Origin of the sequence: Lactiplantibacillus pingfangensis (assembly GCF_005404945.1) — a bacterium.
GTDB classification, from domain to species: domain Bacteria; phylum Bacillota; class Bacilli; order Lactobacillales; family Lactobacillaceae; genus Lactiplantibacillus; species Lactiplantibacillus pingfangensis.
The window spans coordinates 55587-69338 of record NZ_BJDG01000002.1; the positions used below are offsets into that span (position 1 = coordinate 55587).

Here is a 13752-nt window from a genome sequence, read left to right on the forward strand (position 1 = left end):
GGTGTTTTGTGTTTGTTAGGGGGATTTGAAATGCTAAAACAATGGGGACCCGCTTTTTCAGTCGGGGTGATCAACAGTTTGATTTTGATCTGGCTTTGGGGCGTGTGGCGCCGCTGGTCAGTACCGGTTCAGCTTAACCAGCAGTTGTTGATGGTGATTACTGCGGCTTATTTACTTTCTCTGGTTGCACCATTCCTATTGAGTGAAAATTTTCACTGGCAACCAAGCAAAGTCATTTGGCATTGGATGTTAGGTTGGTTAGGTTACGGTATCGCGTTAATGTTCGTACCCAGCTGGTTTACAGTGACGCAGGCGAATGAGATCGGGCTTGGATTTGTATTCAGTTTCGCAGGCATTCTATGTGTTGATGCGCCACGTAACGGCGTACTTGGAATTCGTGTCAGCTGGACCTATGCTTCCGAGGCAGTTTGGCATCAAACAAATCGGTTAGGTGGCTGGCTGTTGTATGGCAGTGGCCTAGTCGGGATTGGCCTCAGTGCTTGGCAACCGGCTGTTGGGATGGTACTGGTGATTATGCCAGGTTTAATCAGTTGTGGGATTGCGTTGGTGTACGCTTATTGGTTGTCGCGGCGAACCGTGTGACAGGGCTGAGCTAGGCTAACTTTTAGCAAAAATAAAAAGGCATCATGACGGTACTTTCAACTGAAAGCCATCATGATGCCTTTTTATGAATCAATTAATTACTTTTTCTTTGGTTTAGGTGCTGGTTTGTTTTCCAAATCAGTCCGAACAACGAGAACATCACAAACTGCCATTCGAGTCACATATTCTGTGACAGAACCGATTAAGAGCCGTTCAACCGCGTTTAGCCCAGTGGCACCAATCATAATTAGGTCAATGCCCAAATCTTTAGGCACATCGCGTGCGATGATCGTCTTTGGTGCGCCGTATTCGATGGAATAATCGACGTTATCCAAGCCTTCCGACTTTGCTTCTTCGACATATTTGTCTAATGTCTTTTGAGCAGTATCGGTAACTTGCTCAACCATGGTCGTGTCAAAACTAGAAATGTTCTGGAATGCCCGGGTATCAACCACGTGCACCATGTGAACTGACGCTTTAGGACCGTTACGCTTGGCAACAGCGACCGCCTTTTTAAATGCTAATTCCGCTTCATAAGACCCATCTACGGGAACTAAGATATGTTGGTATTGTTGTAACATCATTCTCACCCCTCAATACTTTATACTTATATTGTAAAGGTTTTCGTAAAAAATAAAAAGCGTTTTCTCTCGATTTACATGAAACTGATGAGTAGCAGGCCAATTGCCATCATAATTAAACAACCGCTCGCGAGCACTAACGCAATAATGACAGTACTTTGATAGAATATGGTAATGGCGCTACCGATTGCAACCAGTAACATCAAGCATCCACCATAACGGGCAATATGCCGGACTGTGGCAGACGCTGTCGGATCAAAAGTGAGAAAACGTTTATTTTGATGACGAACGAGGTAGTAACCAAGTCCGGCAGCGATTACGGTGTAGAGGATTAAGGGTAGGGTGATCAAAAGTTGGACGCCTCCTGAAAAAAATTAGGTATTTGTTGGCTGTTTTCAATGGTGCGGTTTTAGTTGAATGGTCGTAACGTGTTCGCTCGGACTGAGGGTTCCGCTTGCTACGCTAGCCACAGAATGCACAAAACGCATTTTGTGGTTAGCTAGGCAATGCTCACCCTCAAACCGTCCTCGTTCACACTCAACAAAAAAGGGCCAGGACAAGTCCTGACCCACGGAAGTTTCCTTCCGAAAAAAACTAGTGGTGCCGTTAGTCGCCCTTCAGTATTGACCCGCTTCAAGGCAGGTGGGATCGGCTGTATAGCCTTCTAACTACCAAATGATAAGGCATGTTATGATGACTACCTAAAGCCAATCCCAAAGTAGTATTAATTGTTCGGCAACACTTTGTTTAGAGCAATGCGCACACCTTAGTAATTTCGACTATTAGTCTAGCATATTAAAATAAAAGTTGCAATGATTGTACTGGCGATAAGGATGTTAGCGGTTTCTTTGGTTAGCTTTTAATAATTTTTTATATTGTTCACCAAGGGCAGTTTCATAGCGGCCGTTGGACTTAGGCTGGTAATATTCAGCGTGCTTAATCGCATCTGGTAAATATTGTTGTGCAACCCAATCTCCCGGGTGATCATGGGGATAGTCGTAGCCAACCCCATGGCCTAATTTAGCGGCACCGGAATAGTGGGCGTCCTTTAAGTCCGCCGGAATATCACCGAAGTGGCCACTGCGAACTTTGTCCAATGCGCCATCAATCGCGCCCATGGCTGAGTTTGATTTTGGCGATAAGGCGAGTTCGATGACCGCATTCGCTAGGGGAATCCGCGCTTCGGGTAACCCTAGCTGATCGGCTGCCTGACAAGCTGCAACTGCATGAGCACAGGCGGCGGGATTGGCTAAGCCGACATCTTCATAGGCGATGACCATCAAACGCCGCATAATGCTCTTTAAATCGCCAGCTTCGACTAGCCGTGCCATGTAATGAAGCGCGGCATTTGCATCAGAGCCCCGAATTGATTTTTGAAATGCCGAGATGACATCGTAATGGGCATCACCGTCTTTATCTGCGGAGAGGGCCTTCTTTTGGAGACATTCTTCGATAATTGCTTGTGTGATGGTCACGCCAGTTTGGCTGTCATCTTTAGAAGAGAGCACCGCTAATTCAAGGCCGTTCAGCGCGCTACGTAAATCGCCATTCGTTGCGGTACACAAATGGTGCATCGCCGCTGGTTCTAGGTCAACATGATAGTGACCGAGGCCGCGTTCGTCATCCGTTAAGGCACGTTTGACGGCAATTTCAATATCGTTCGGCATCAGTGACTGTACTTCAAAAATTTGCGTCCGGCTACGGATGGCCGGATTAATACTGATGTACGGATTTTCGGTTGTCGCGCCAATCAAAATAATGCGGCCACTTTCCAAATGGGGCAAGAGAAAGTCTTGTTTGGTTTTATCTAATCGGTGGATTTCATCCAACAGTAAAATGACCGTGCCGCTCATTTTAGCTTCTTCGGCGACGATTTGTAGCTGTTTCTTACTATCGGTGGCGGCATTCAACATGCGAAACGCATATTTGGTCGAGCCAGCAATCGCACTGGCAATGCTGGTCTTGCCAGTACCTGGTGGCCCGTATAAAATCATTGAAGATAAGCGCTTGGCTTTAACCATTCTCGCAATGATTTTGCCGGGGCCAACTAACTGTTGTTGGCCGACAACTTCTTCAATTGTTTTGGGACGCATGCGATAGGCTAATGGTTGTTGCATAATACCCTCCTTACAAAAACTAGTCTTAATTATTATAGCATTTGCGGCCGTTTGCGCCGATTGATTGGCTTCAACGTTGACCGATAGCCCGCCATATGATACAACGAAATTATCAAGATAATAAGGATGGATAAAAATATGGAAGTCGATGCAATTGGAAAAGCAATGATGCAGTACCAATTAGTGCCACTGGTCAGTCAATCCAACGTGGGGCTAGAAGTGACCATGCAGCGCGTCAATGCTCAGGGGAAACTTTCCACTCAGCCCTATCCGCAAGTCTTTGGCAGTCAGCGGCAGAATCCGCAGATTCACAATGCCTTTGCGCAGACGCAATTAAAATTAACCACCCCGGCGATGGCTGATCTGCCGTCACTGATGTCATATTTAGCTGGTTTGAACACAACGGCTCGGCGAGCATTAGCTGCCGAAGATTATTTGTGGCCGTTATCAAGTACCCCAATTCTCCCAACTGATTTAACCAAAATTCCATTTGCCGAAGCAGATGAAGTTGGGTTTAAACGCCGTCAACAACAAAGTCAGCACTATCAACTTGAGAAGTTGATGACGACTGGCGTTCACGTGAACCTCAGCTTTAATGAACAATTATTTACGCGATTATATGCCGAAACGTTCCATCAACACTATTCAAGTTATGTTGAGTTTCGCAATGCCATTTATTTAAAAGTGGCACAAGGTTTCGTGCGGATGAATTGGTTAATTCAATACTTGTTTGGCGCGACCCCCACGTTGCGTGTTGCGGAGGCCACTGCCAAACGGCAACGAACGAGTGTCCACGGTCCGGCAGGGCGCAAGAGTGCCGTTCAAGGTGACTATACGTCAATTGATCGGTATGTCGCGAAGTTACAGGCGGCTGTTCGGAGCCACAAGCTTGTTGCGGTCAGTGATTTTGACGGGCCAGTTCGGTTTAGAAGTACCGGATCTTTGACGACGCTTGGCCGCCAGGGCGTTTATTATTTGGAATATTGTGGCCTCGATTTGGACCCAACCAAGGCGACTGGTGTCGATCAAAATGCGATTGAATTTATGCGGTTGTTGGCCAGCTATTTTGTCATGATGCCGGCGCTACCAACGGCGATGGTTAGTCAGGTGAATGCACAGGCTGACCAGTTGACCACCCAAGTGACGATGGAAAATCCAACCACAGCGAGTGCCCAAGCGCAACCGGCTAGTCAAGTTTTGGATGCTTTGGCCGACTTTGCCAAAGCCTATGGGTTACCAGCCAGTGATACCGTTCTATTGCGGCATTTGAAGGCCCGTGTGACTGATCCCAAATTGACGCCGAGTGCCCAAGTTGCGCAACAACCAGATCTCTTAAACTGGGCAATCAAACAGGCTAAACAGTCACAAGCTGCGGCACTGGCAGAACCGTTTCGTTTACCCGGCTTCACTGACTTGAATTTGTCGAGTCAACTATTGGCTGAACAAGCGTTAGCACGGGGCGTCAAAGTTGATATTGTTGATGCGCCCGCTAATATTTTACGCTTGACGCACGGTAAGTCAGCACAACTAGTTGTTGACGGTAGCGGCACGGATTTGAATCCACAGGCCTTGACGACTGTCTTAGCACACAAAGCCGCCGCTAAACAAATCATGGCTGAGCAAGGGGTGCAAGTGCCGGCGTCGCAAACTTATCGTTCAGCCAATCAATTAATTGATGATTACGATCGTTATGCGGCCGGTGGCGGGATCGTGCTTAAAGGCACCGAAACGACTCGGGCCGTGGTTGCTTTTCGGATTATGCCGGAACGGGCGTTGTTTGAGCAAGTTGTTCGTCAGCTATTTGAGCAGACCAAGTCAGTCATGGCCGAAGAGTTGATTGTGGCCTCGAGCTATCGGTTCCTAGTTATTGATGGGCAAGTTAAAGCAATCGTTGAACGGCTACCAGCCAATATTGTCGGCGATGGGCGGACAACCGTTCAAGAGCTGTTAGCGCGTAAAAATGCCCGGCCACTGCGCGGGACCGCCTTTGAAAAGCCACAGTCTGAGTTGAAATTAGGGACGGTCGAACGCTATCGGCTCAAATCATATCACTTAGATTTAGATACGATTGTTAGTCGCGGCACTCAGATCCTGCTTCGCGAAGATGCGACCTTTGGCAATGGGGCCGACGTTTTAGATGCAACCGGCGATATGCATCAGTCATACATTGATGCCGTCGAAAAACTTGCGGCCGACTTAAAGCTCAAAGTCGCAGGGGTGGACGTGATGATTCCAAATCTATATGCGGAATTTACACCAGAACATCCTGAAATGGCCGTCTATCTAGGGATTCATGCGGCACCATTCTTATATCCGCATATTTTTCCAATGTTTGGGGCCAGTCAACCAGTGGCGGCGCAATTATTAAAAACGTTATTCCCAGAAATTTAGTCCTGGGTGACATTTTTTCGCTAATAATCAAAAAAACATCAGCTCGTGATGACTTGAGGCAGTGCTTCAAGTTGTGACGAGCTGATGTTTTCAGTTTTAAAATAATTTTTTTAATTTTCCAAATAAGCCAGTTGATTTTTGCGGTGTTCCGGGTTGGGCGGTATTGAGTGGATAACGTTGATCGATATCAATCACATCTTGATTGATGGCGGTAGCCGCCGTGAAAACTAGGGCATAATTTTCATCGCCAGTTCGGTAACTATCATCCGTTTTGATGGTGAACTGCACGTTGGCTTTGGCCGCAGCTTGCAAGTAAGGACCAAGTATGTCTTGATCAAGATTGCCATTAATGTATAGGCGGTAATCTGGGTGTGCTGTGAAAGCCAGACTGAGTTGGTCCACATAATGATGGCGCTTGATTTGGTAGACGGTGACGGCAACTTCGACACGTTCACGAAATGTGCCCAGATATTTATTTTGTTCATCTGGATGAAGTTGTGGAGTCCCATGCATCGCGCTTTGAATCCGATCAACGGGTTGCATTTCTTTGTCAGCCATTGTCAAACATCCTTTCTCTGATTATCATATAATTGTAGCATGTTCCAGAGTTAAATGCGAAAAACGAAAGCAGGGAAAACTGTGTTTACAAAATCAGACTTTGACTTATTTGATGACCCGACCTTAGCGGGACGCATGGCTCAAATTAAAACGGTGATTGATCCTAAATTTGAGGCCGTGACGCCGCAACTCCTACCAATCCTGGAAGCGAGTGGCCTAACCTTTTATCCGCATATTGCCAAGCACTTGCGTCGCTTCAAGAATCCACCCGTCGACACCTGGGTAGCTTTCAGTGAGAATAAGCGCAGTTACAAAGCATTGCCGCATTTTGAATTAGGATTGTGGCCGGATCGTCTGTTTTGTTATTTTGACATTCTTGATGAGGGGAAAGCTGCAGTGCAGGCAAGCATCACGCCGGCAGACTTACAAAAGCTATTCAGTCAATTGCCTAGCGACTATTTAATTAGTCATGATCACAGCGTCGCGAAGATGCAGCCGGCAACACCTGAAGCAATCACCGCGGTGCTTGACCGCTTTGCACAATATAAGCACAGCGAATTAGTAGCTGGACGGGCCATTATGCTGGACTCGCCACTGTTAGCCGATGAAGCGGCACAATTAGCCTTTATCCAAGAGACCTTCAAAACACTACTGCCAATTTATTTACCAATTATGGCTGGGGTAGGGAGAAAATAGCCGACTGGGCTTTTCCCAAAGCATAAAGACTCCAAGATAAAAGTTTTTGAACGAGTCCCGCCAGTCAGTCGGTTAGTATTACCGAGCTGGGACCGGTTGGCGCCAAAAAGCGGTCGCCAACCTCACTTTCAAGCTTTGCCAAAGGCAGCAAAGCTTGAAAGATGTCTATTCTCTAAGCCGAGCAATGCACTCAGCTAAGAGAATTTTCAGCACGTCCACACTAACCGACTGACTTCTGGGGTGGGTCATTCGATCAAGGCTGTTTTATTACTAAAGTAATGTCAATACAATCATACTGACGTTATTTTAGTTTGTCTTTACTGTCAAGCTGCAGGTGGTGTGTCGTGGAATTTACTGTGTGGGTGGCGTTAGCGCATGCAGGTTGCGCTTACACCACGGGCGCCTTTCAAGACTTGTTTTTAAGGCTTGAAAGCGAGGTTCCAGACCGCACTTTAGGCTGGAACTGTCCCCCACAGTAAATGGAATGACACACCACCGAAAGCGGCCTAGTTTAGGTTGATCTCCAGCCTCAAGATACAAAAAAACACGCCGCAATTGCGACGTGTTTTAATAACTGGAAATTAAAGTTTGTTGTAGTATTCAACGATAAGTGATTCGTCGATGTCTGCTTCAAGTTCTTCACGTTGTGGTAAGCGAGTTAATGAACCTTCAAGCTTATCAGCGTCGAATTGAACGAAGTTAGGACGTGAAACAACGGCTTCAACTGCACCGGTGATGACGATTAACTTCTTAGACTTTTCACGAACTGAGACAACTTGGCCGACTTGCACTTCGTATGAAGGGATGTCAACACGTTTGCCATCAACAGTGATGTGACCATGGTTAACCAATTGACGAGCTTGGCGACGAGTGGTAGCCAAACCTAAGCGGTAAACCATGTTGTCTAAACGACGTTCGAGTAAGATCATGAAGTTAACACCATGCTTACCTTCGCGGATTTTACCAGCTTTGATAAATAAGTTAGAGAATTGACGTTCAGTTAAACCGTACATCATCCGTAACTTTTGCTTTTCACGTAATTGGGTACCGTATTCAGAAAGCTTTGAGTGACGACCTTGACCATGATCACCAGGTGCATAAGGGCGACGAGCTAATTCTTTACCAGTACCTGAAAGAGACATTCCCAAACGACGGGAGATCTTCCAACTTGGACCTGTATAACGAGACATATGTTGTTTCCTCCAATAATTTTAGTTGGAGTAAAATAATCCGATGTGAGTTCGATATTCGTTCAGATTGAACTGCAGTTTTCGCCATTGCAGCCGCAGGTTACTAACTGACCAATAAGTGGCACCAATCTGTTGACGAGCTTACCCACTCACTGCTGCATTATTTTACACAAAGAGTAGCATAGCATGCCGACTTACTTTAGTCAATGTGTTGCACGAGGATCTTCGCGAATTCGGCGAGCTCTAATTCATTTTCGGCCGTGAAACGGTCAAGTGAAGGGGAGTCGATATCCATGACGCCAATTTTGCGACCGTTTTTAGTTAGTGGCACGACAATTTCGGCGTTACTAGCACTGTCGCAAGCGATGTGCCCAGGGAACTCATGAACGTTGGCCACCCGGTGAACTTGTTGGTCTTTAAAGGCCGTTCCGACAACGCCGGCGCCGACTTTAATGTGCATACAGGCAACCTTGCCTTGGAACGGGCCAAGATCTAGTGTTTCAGTTTCGGAATTATAAAGGTAGAAACCAGCCCAATTGAGGTCGGTGTATGTGTCGTTAATTAACGCACTGGCATTGGCTAAATTCGCCACCAAGTTAGTTTCGTGATAAAGCAGGGCGTCTAATTGTTGGTTCATGAGTGAAGTTTGGGTCTCTGACATGAAAAATCCTCCTATAAGTTGACAATTTCATACTGATTGATAATTGCGGGTATGCTATAATTTAGGTTAGATTTTAATTGGAAATTAAGCAAAAAGCAAGGCTGCGGTTCGACAGGGTGAATCCGCAACCAAACGAGCTGTCATTAATTTAATTTAAGTAAGGGGTATTCATATGCAAGTAGCAATCGGTATTGTGGTTGTCGCGCTTGTGATTTACGCTGCGATCAAGGGCTTTCAACTGTACATAGATAAACAGGTTCGACAGTTAACGGCACAGAAACAGGCGTTAGTCGAACAAGCTCAGGCAATCGACTTTGAAAAAATCGAAGGACTAGCCTTAACCGGCGGATCACTGGCAAAACTAGAAACGCTGCAAAATGATGGGCAGGTCTTACGGAATGATCGTTTGCCAGCCATTGATGAGCGCTTAACCGAAATTACTGCCGCCGCCCACAGTATTAAGTTTATGGACGCCAACCAGAACATTAAAAAGGTGACACAATCTTTAACTGCAATTGAAACGAAGATTGGGACGATTACCGAAGGGTTGCAAGCTTTAGATAATGCTGATCAAGCGCACCGGCAAGCGGTTGCCCGCTTGGAGAAAAAGTATCAGGACTTGCGTAAAACGTTGCTTTCGCAAAACTTTTCTTTCGGACCTAGTATTGACCGCTTGGAAGATCAACTGGCCAACTTGGAGAGTGATTTTGACAAGTTTTCTCAATTAGCCAAAGCTGGCGATCATGACGCAGCGGAACAAGTCTTAGATAAATTGCGGCATGATACGAGTGCCTTGGAAATGGATATTGATCGCGTGCCACCGATCTATAAAGATTTAGTCAGCGGTTTCCCAGATCAATTGAGCGAACTTGAAACTGGTTATCAACAATTGACTGAGCAACATTTTCATTTTGAAGTTGCGAAGATTGAACCAGAAATTCATGCGTTGACCAAGGCGATTGATGACAACATTAAGTTACTCGGTGAGTTGCGTGTTTCCGACGCTGAGGCTGGCAACCATGCCATCGAAAAACGGATTGATCATTTATACGACGTGATGCAAGTTGAAATTGATGCCAAAGCGGTCGTCGATCAAAAGCAAGACGAAATCAGTCAATTCTTGACGCATGCCACGAATCAAAATCAACGGCTACAAGTTGAACTGGACCGTTTAGCGCAAAGTTATGCGTTAAATGATCATGAAGTTGAACGGACGCGTGAACTTGGCGAACAGCTTAAAAATATTCAAGCCGTTTTTCAGGCGGACACGACCGCGTTGACGACGAATCAGGCGGTATTCAGTGAAATTGCCGGTCACTATGTTGATCAAGATAAACAATTGACTGGGATTGAAGCTGAACAGGTGGCCATCAATGATGCCGTCGCCGGTTTAGCTGCCGAAGAAGCCAAGGCACACGACACGTTACAACGGTTTGACTTTGAAATTCATGCGATCAAACGCCAAGTGGAAAACTTGAATTTACCGGGCTTACCAAAAGATTACCTCGATTATTTCATGGTTGTCACTAAAGAAATTGAGCGCTTAGATCACGATATTAATAAATTAGTAATTAATATGGATGACATCACCAAACAACTCATTGTGATTCAAGCGGATATGGCAACGTTGAAAGAGAAGACGACTGATTTGATTGATTCAGCCGTGTTGTCGGAACAGTTGTTACAATATGCCAATCGCTATAAAACCAATCATGAAGAAGTTCAGGAAGCCAGTGTTGAAGCACAACGATTATTTAATGAAGAACATGATTATGCACATAGCTTAGAAGTGATTGCGACGGCCGTTGATAAAGTCGACGCGGGCGCTTATAAGCGAATTGAAGACAGTTATTACACGCAAAAGCAAGCTGAGTCACAGTCATAAGCAGTCATTGAGGCCACTGTCAAAAGGTGGCCTTTTGCTTGGACTCGAAACAAAAAGGCTTGTTTCACGGCGGTTATTTGGTATAATTGCAAAGAATTCTTATCGAAAGTCCGTGCTTAGTACGGCTTTTAGGGAAAGTGAAGGCTTTAGAATGATTTATTTTGATAATAGTGCGACGACCCAAGCCGCACCATCAGTAGTGGAGACCTATGCGAAGGTCTCGCAACAAGTTTGGGGTAATCCATCTAGTCTGCACAACTTTGGTGAAACGGCTTTTCATTTATTAGAACAGTCGCGTCAACAAATTGCCGACTTGATTGGGGCTAAACCAAATGAAATCTTCTTTACCTCTGGTGGGACGGAAGGTGACAACTGGGTTGTGAAGGGCACCGCGATGGCCAAGCGAACATTTGGCAAACATTTAATTACGACTGCGGTGGAACACCCGGCGATTCATAATTCGATGGAACAGCTGAAAGAACTCGGCTTTGACGTCACTTACTTGCCAGTGGACAAAGAAGGTCGCATTTCGATTGCTGACTTGAAAGCTGCCATTCGACCAGATACAATTCTGGTTTCCGTTATGGCAGTTAACAATGAAATTGGGACGATTCAACCGCTGACTGAAGTGGCTGACGTCTTAAAGCAATACCCAAAGATTCATTTTCATATTGATGCGGTCCAAGGAATTGGTAAAGGCATTCAAGACATGATTATGAATGACCGCGTGGATTTTGTGACCTTTTCGGGGCATAAGTTCCATGCGCCTCGGGGTGTCGGCTTCATCTATGCCCGCCAAGGTCGCAAGCTAGCACCGCTGATGACGGGTGGCGGTCAAGAAAATAATTGGCGTTCTGGGACTGAAAATGTTCCCGCAATTGCTGGGATGGCAAAAGCGTTACGGCTGTTATTAACGGATGAACCTGAAAAAGTTGCTCGTGAACGGGCCATCAAACAGCGGATTTATGACCATATTACGACTTTCAACAAAGTGACGATTTTCAGTCAACCGACTGACGGCTTTGCGCCCCATATTTTATGTTTCACGATTAACGGGGTGCGTGGCGAAACCATCGTCCACGCGTTTGAAGATCAGGGGATTTATATTTCGACCACGAGTGCTTGCTCATCTAAGAAGCACTTGGCTTCAAGCACGTTAATGGCGATGCATACGCCGGAAGCCGTCGCGACTAGTGCGATTCGGATTAGTCTGGATGAAAATAATACCTTAGCGGAAGCCGACGAATTTAACAAGGTGTTCGATAACTTATATAAAAAGTTTTCTAAAATTAACGCAGACGCCTAACTGAAAGGAACTTGTCCATGCAATACACTGAAATTATGGTGCGTTACGGTGAACTCTCAACTAAAGGTAAAAATAAACGTAACTTTATTGATAGTTTAGGCCGTAACGTCCGCAAAGCACTGCACGATTTTCCAGAACTTAAAGTTCATGCAGACCGTGACCGGATGCATATCGCTTTAAATGGCGAAGATGCTGCCAAAGTGATCGGTCGCTTGAAGCTCGTTTTTGGGATTCAAAACTTTTCTCCTAGTATCCGCGTGCCCCAAGAGATGGACGCGGTCTATGCAACGGCGATTGAAATGGTTAAGGCACAATTTAAACCAGGCATGACGTTTAAAGTATACACGCGTCGTTCCGATCATAACTTCGAATATGACACGAATGCCATTAATGATATGTTGGGTGGTCAAATTTTAGATCACGTTGACGGGATTCAAGTTAAAATGAAGCAACCGGATATTGTGATTCGTGTCGAAGTGCGTCCTAATGGGATTTTCTTGTCGTCCGAAACGATTCAAGGTGCTGGTGGGTTGCCAGTTGGGACGGCCGGCAAAGGGATGTTGATGTTATCTGGCGGGATTGATTCGCCAGTTGCCGGTTACCTTGGCATGAAGCGTGGCGTTAACATGGAAATGGTTCATTTCTTCAGTCCGCCATACACGAGTGAACAAGCACTAGCTAAGGCGAAGCAATTGGCATCAACTTTGGCCAGCTATTCTGGTAGCGTGAAGTTTATCCAGATTCCATTTACGGAAATCCAAGAAGAGATTAAAGAAAAAGTCCCTGAAGGTTATCTGATGACCGTTCAACGTCGCTTGATGATGCGTTTGATGGATGCCATTACGCGTGAACGTCACGGTAAAGCCATTTTTAATGGGGAATCCTTAGGACAAGTGGCGTCACAAACGATGGATAGTATGATTGCCATCAATGATGTCACGGCGTTGCCAGTGTTGCGACCAGTGATTTCAATGGATAAGACTGAAATCATTAAGATCGCCGAAGAGATTGACACTTACAACTTGTCAATCATGCCATTTGAAGATTGTTGCACGATTTTTGCGCCACCGGCACCAAAGACCCATCCTAAGCTTGATCGTTCGCGTGCTTATGAAGAACGGATTGATGTTGACGGGTTGATGCAACGTGCGATGGCCGGCATTAAAGTGACAGAAATCAAACCTGGCGAGAATTACATGAATACTCAAGAAGAAGTTTTTGCAGAATTGCTGTAAAATTCCAGTTTATGATAATTAAAGGTTGCAAGATTAAACTCGTGAGTAAGTCTTACCGTGTCGATGATTAGGGTATGAAGATTAGTTGCCATGGCCGCTTCCAGTCGCCACTGATAACATGCGGCCGTGGGACCGGGTCAAGCCTGAGAAACGTCTTGATCCTCGCCCGAACCCCTTGCACAACTCGCAAGTGTCCCGGACCGTCCGTGGCGTAACGCCGGCAAGAAACACGCCGACCCAACGCCACATTCACGACCGATGGGATCACCACTAATTTGGCAGTGCCTGTATGACAGTGTTTACGAGTCCTTTTGTTTTTTCCACCTTTAAAATGATAATTGAATTCGTCAAAAACGCGTTTCAGTTTAACTGCTGAGACGCGTTTTTTTAATACCTGAGAGCTAAGTACAACGCTGTCAAGTTCAGGCTAGCCAAACTAGTCGCGGTGGAAAAGTGTGGTCATAATTCGACGATTTCTAAAGTTATTGTTTGCGACTGTCCCGACTTTGCGGTACATTTGAAGCATACT

The 13752-nt window shown here is 45.8% G+C and carries 12 protein-coding genes and 1 other RNA gene; 6 read left to right on the plus strand and 7 right to left on the minus strand.

Features of this window, described 5'->3' with window-relative positions; all coding sequences use genetic code 11:
• The first annotated feature begins 30 nt into the window (after window positions 1–30).
• On the plus strand, window positions 31–603 hold the full coding sequence (locus tag FFM74_RS00675; protein ID WP_137624734.1) for an SdpI family protein: 573 nt from the start codon (window positions 31–33) through the stop codon (window positions 601–603).
• Between the two features lie 98 nt (window positions 604–701).
• On the opposite strand, the gene FFM74_RS00680 is transcribed toward FFM74_RS00675, so the two are convergent.
• From FFM74_RS00680 to FFM74_RS00695, 4 genes are all read right to left on the minus strand, one after another.
• Window positions 702–1184: a universal stress protein gene (locus FFM74_RS00680; RefSeq protein WP_137606483.1), complete on the minus strand. Its 483-nt coding sequence runs from the start codon at window positions 1182–1184 to the stop codon at window positions 702–704.
• A 74-nt stretch (window positions 1185–1258) separates the two neighbouring features.
• On the minus strand, window positions 1259–1534 hold the full coding sequence (locus tag FFM74_RS00685; RefSeq protein WP_137624735.1) for a hypothetical protein: 276 nt from the start codon (window positions 1532–1534) through the stop codon (window positions 1259–1261).
• Between the two features lie 237 nt (window positions 1535–1771).
• Window positions 1772–1960, minus strand: a non-coding RNA gene (gene ssrS / locus FFM74_RS00690) — 6S RNA.
• 60 nt (window positions 1961–2020) lie between these two features.
• Complete coding sequence (locus tag FFM74_RS00695) at window positions 2021–3301, minus strand: replication-associated recombination protein A (RefSeq protein WP_137624736.1); 1281 nt, start codon at window positions 3299–3301, stop codon at window positions 2021–2023.
• A gap of 138 nt (window positions 3302–3439) precedes the next feature.
• Here FFM74_RS00695 and gshAB point away from each other — a divergent pair, with 138 nt between their 5' ends.
• On the plus strand, window positions 3440–5692 hold the full coding sequence (gene gshAB / locus FFM74_RS00700) for a bifunctional glutamate--cysteine ligase GshA/glutathione synthetase GshB (RefSeq protein ID WP_137624737.1): 2253 nt from the start codon (window positions 3440–3442) through the stop codon (window positions 5690–5692).
• 96 nt (window positions 5693–5788) lie between these two features.
• Here gshAB and FFM74_RS00705 read toward each other — a convergent pair whose 3' ends face one another.
• Entirely contained in the window at window positions 5789–6250 is a 462-nt protein-coding gene (locus FFM74_RS00705; RefSeq protein ID WP_137624738.1) for a YueI family protein, read from the minus strand.
• Window positions 6251–6304: 54 nt separating this feature from the next.
• On the opposite strand from FFM74_RS00705, the gene FFM74_RS00710 reads away from it, so the two are divergent.
• Complete coding sequence (locus FFM74_RS00710) at window positions 6305–6946, plus strand: DUF1054 domain-containing protein (RefSeq protein ID WP_223877121.1); 642 nt, start codon at window positions 6305–6307, stop codon at window positions 6944–6946.
• A gap of 581 nt (window positions 6947–7527) precedes the next feature.
• On the opposite strand, the gene rpsD is transcribed toward FFM74_RS00710, so the two are convergent.
• Together rpsD and FFM74_RS00720 are read right to left on the minus strand one after the other, a co-directional pair.
• Window positions 7528–8136 carry a 30S ribosomal protein S4 gene (gene rpsD / locus FFM74_RS00715; RefSeq protein ID WP_137624739.1) on the minus strand — a complete coding sequence of 203 codons (609 nt, stop codon included), beginning with the start codon at window positions 8134–8136 and terminating at the stop codon, window positions 7528–7530.
• A 199-nt stretch (window positions 8137–8335) separates the two neighbouring features.
• Window positions 8336–8797 (minus strand): GAF domain-containing protein, encoded by a 462-nt coding sequence (locus tag FFM74_RS00720; RefSeq protein WP_137624740.1) that lies wholly within the window; start codon window positions 8795–8797, stop codon window positions 8336–8338.
• 172 nt (window positions 8798–8969) lie between these two features.
• Here FFM74_RS00720 and ezrA point away from each other — a divergent pair, with 172 nt between their 5' ends.
• The 3 genes from ezrA (at window position 8970) to thiI (ending at window position 13223) form a co-directional block, all read left to right on the plus strand.
• Window positions 8970–10682, plus strand: coding sequence for a septation ring formation regulator EzrA (gene ezrA / locus FFM74_RS00725; protein ID WP_137624741.1), 1713 nt, complete (start codon window positions 8970–8972; stop codon window positions 10680–10682).
• A 151-nt stretch (window positions 10683–10833) separates the two neighbouring features.
• Complete coding sequence (locus FFM74_RS00730; RefSeq protein WP_137624742.1) at window positions 10834–11988, plus strand: cysteine desulfurase family protein; 1155 nt, start codon at window positions 10834–10836, stop codon at window positions 11986–11988.
• A 17-nt stretch (window positions 11989–12005) separates the two neighbouring features.
• Window positions 12006–13223 carry a tRNA uracil 4-sulfurtransferase ThiI gene (gene thiI, locus FFM74_RS00735; protein ID WP_137624743.1) on the plus strand — a complete coding sequence of 406 codons (1218 nt, stop codon included), beginning with the start codon at window positions 12006–12008 and terminating at the stop codon, window positions 13221–13223.
• Window positions 13224–13752: the final 529 nt, after the last annotated feature.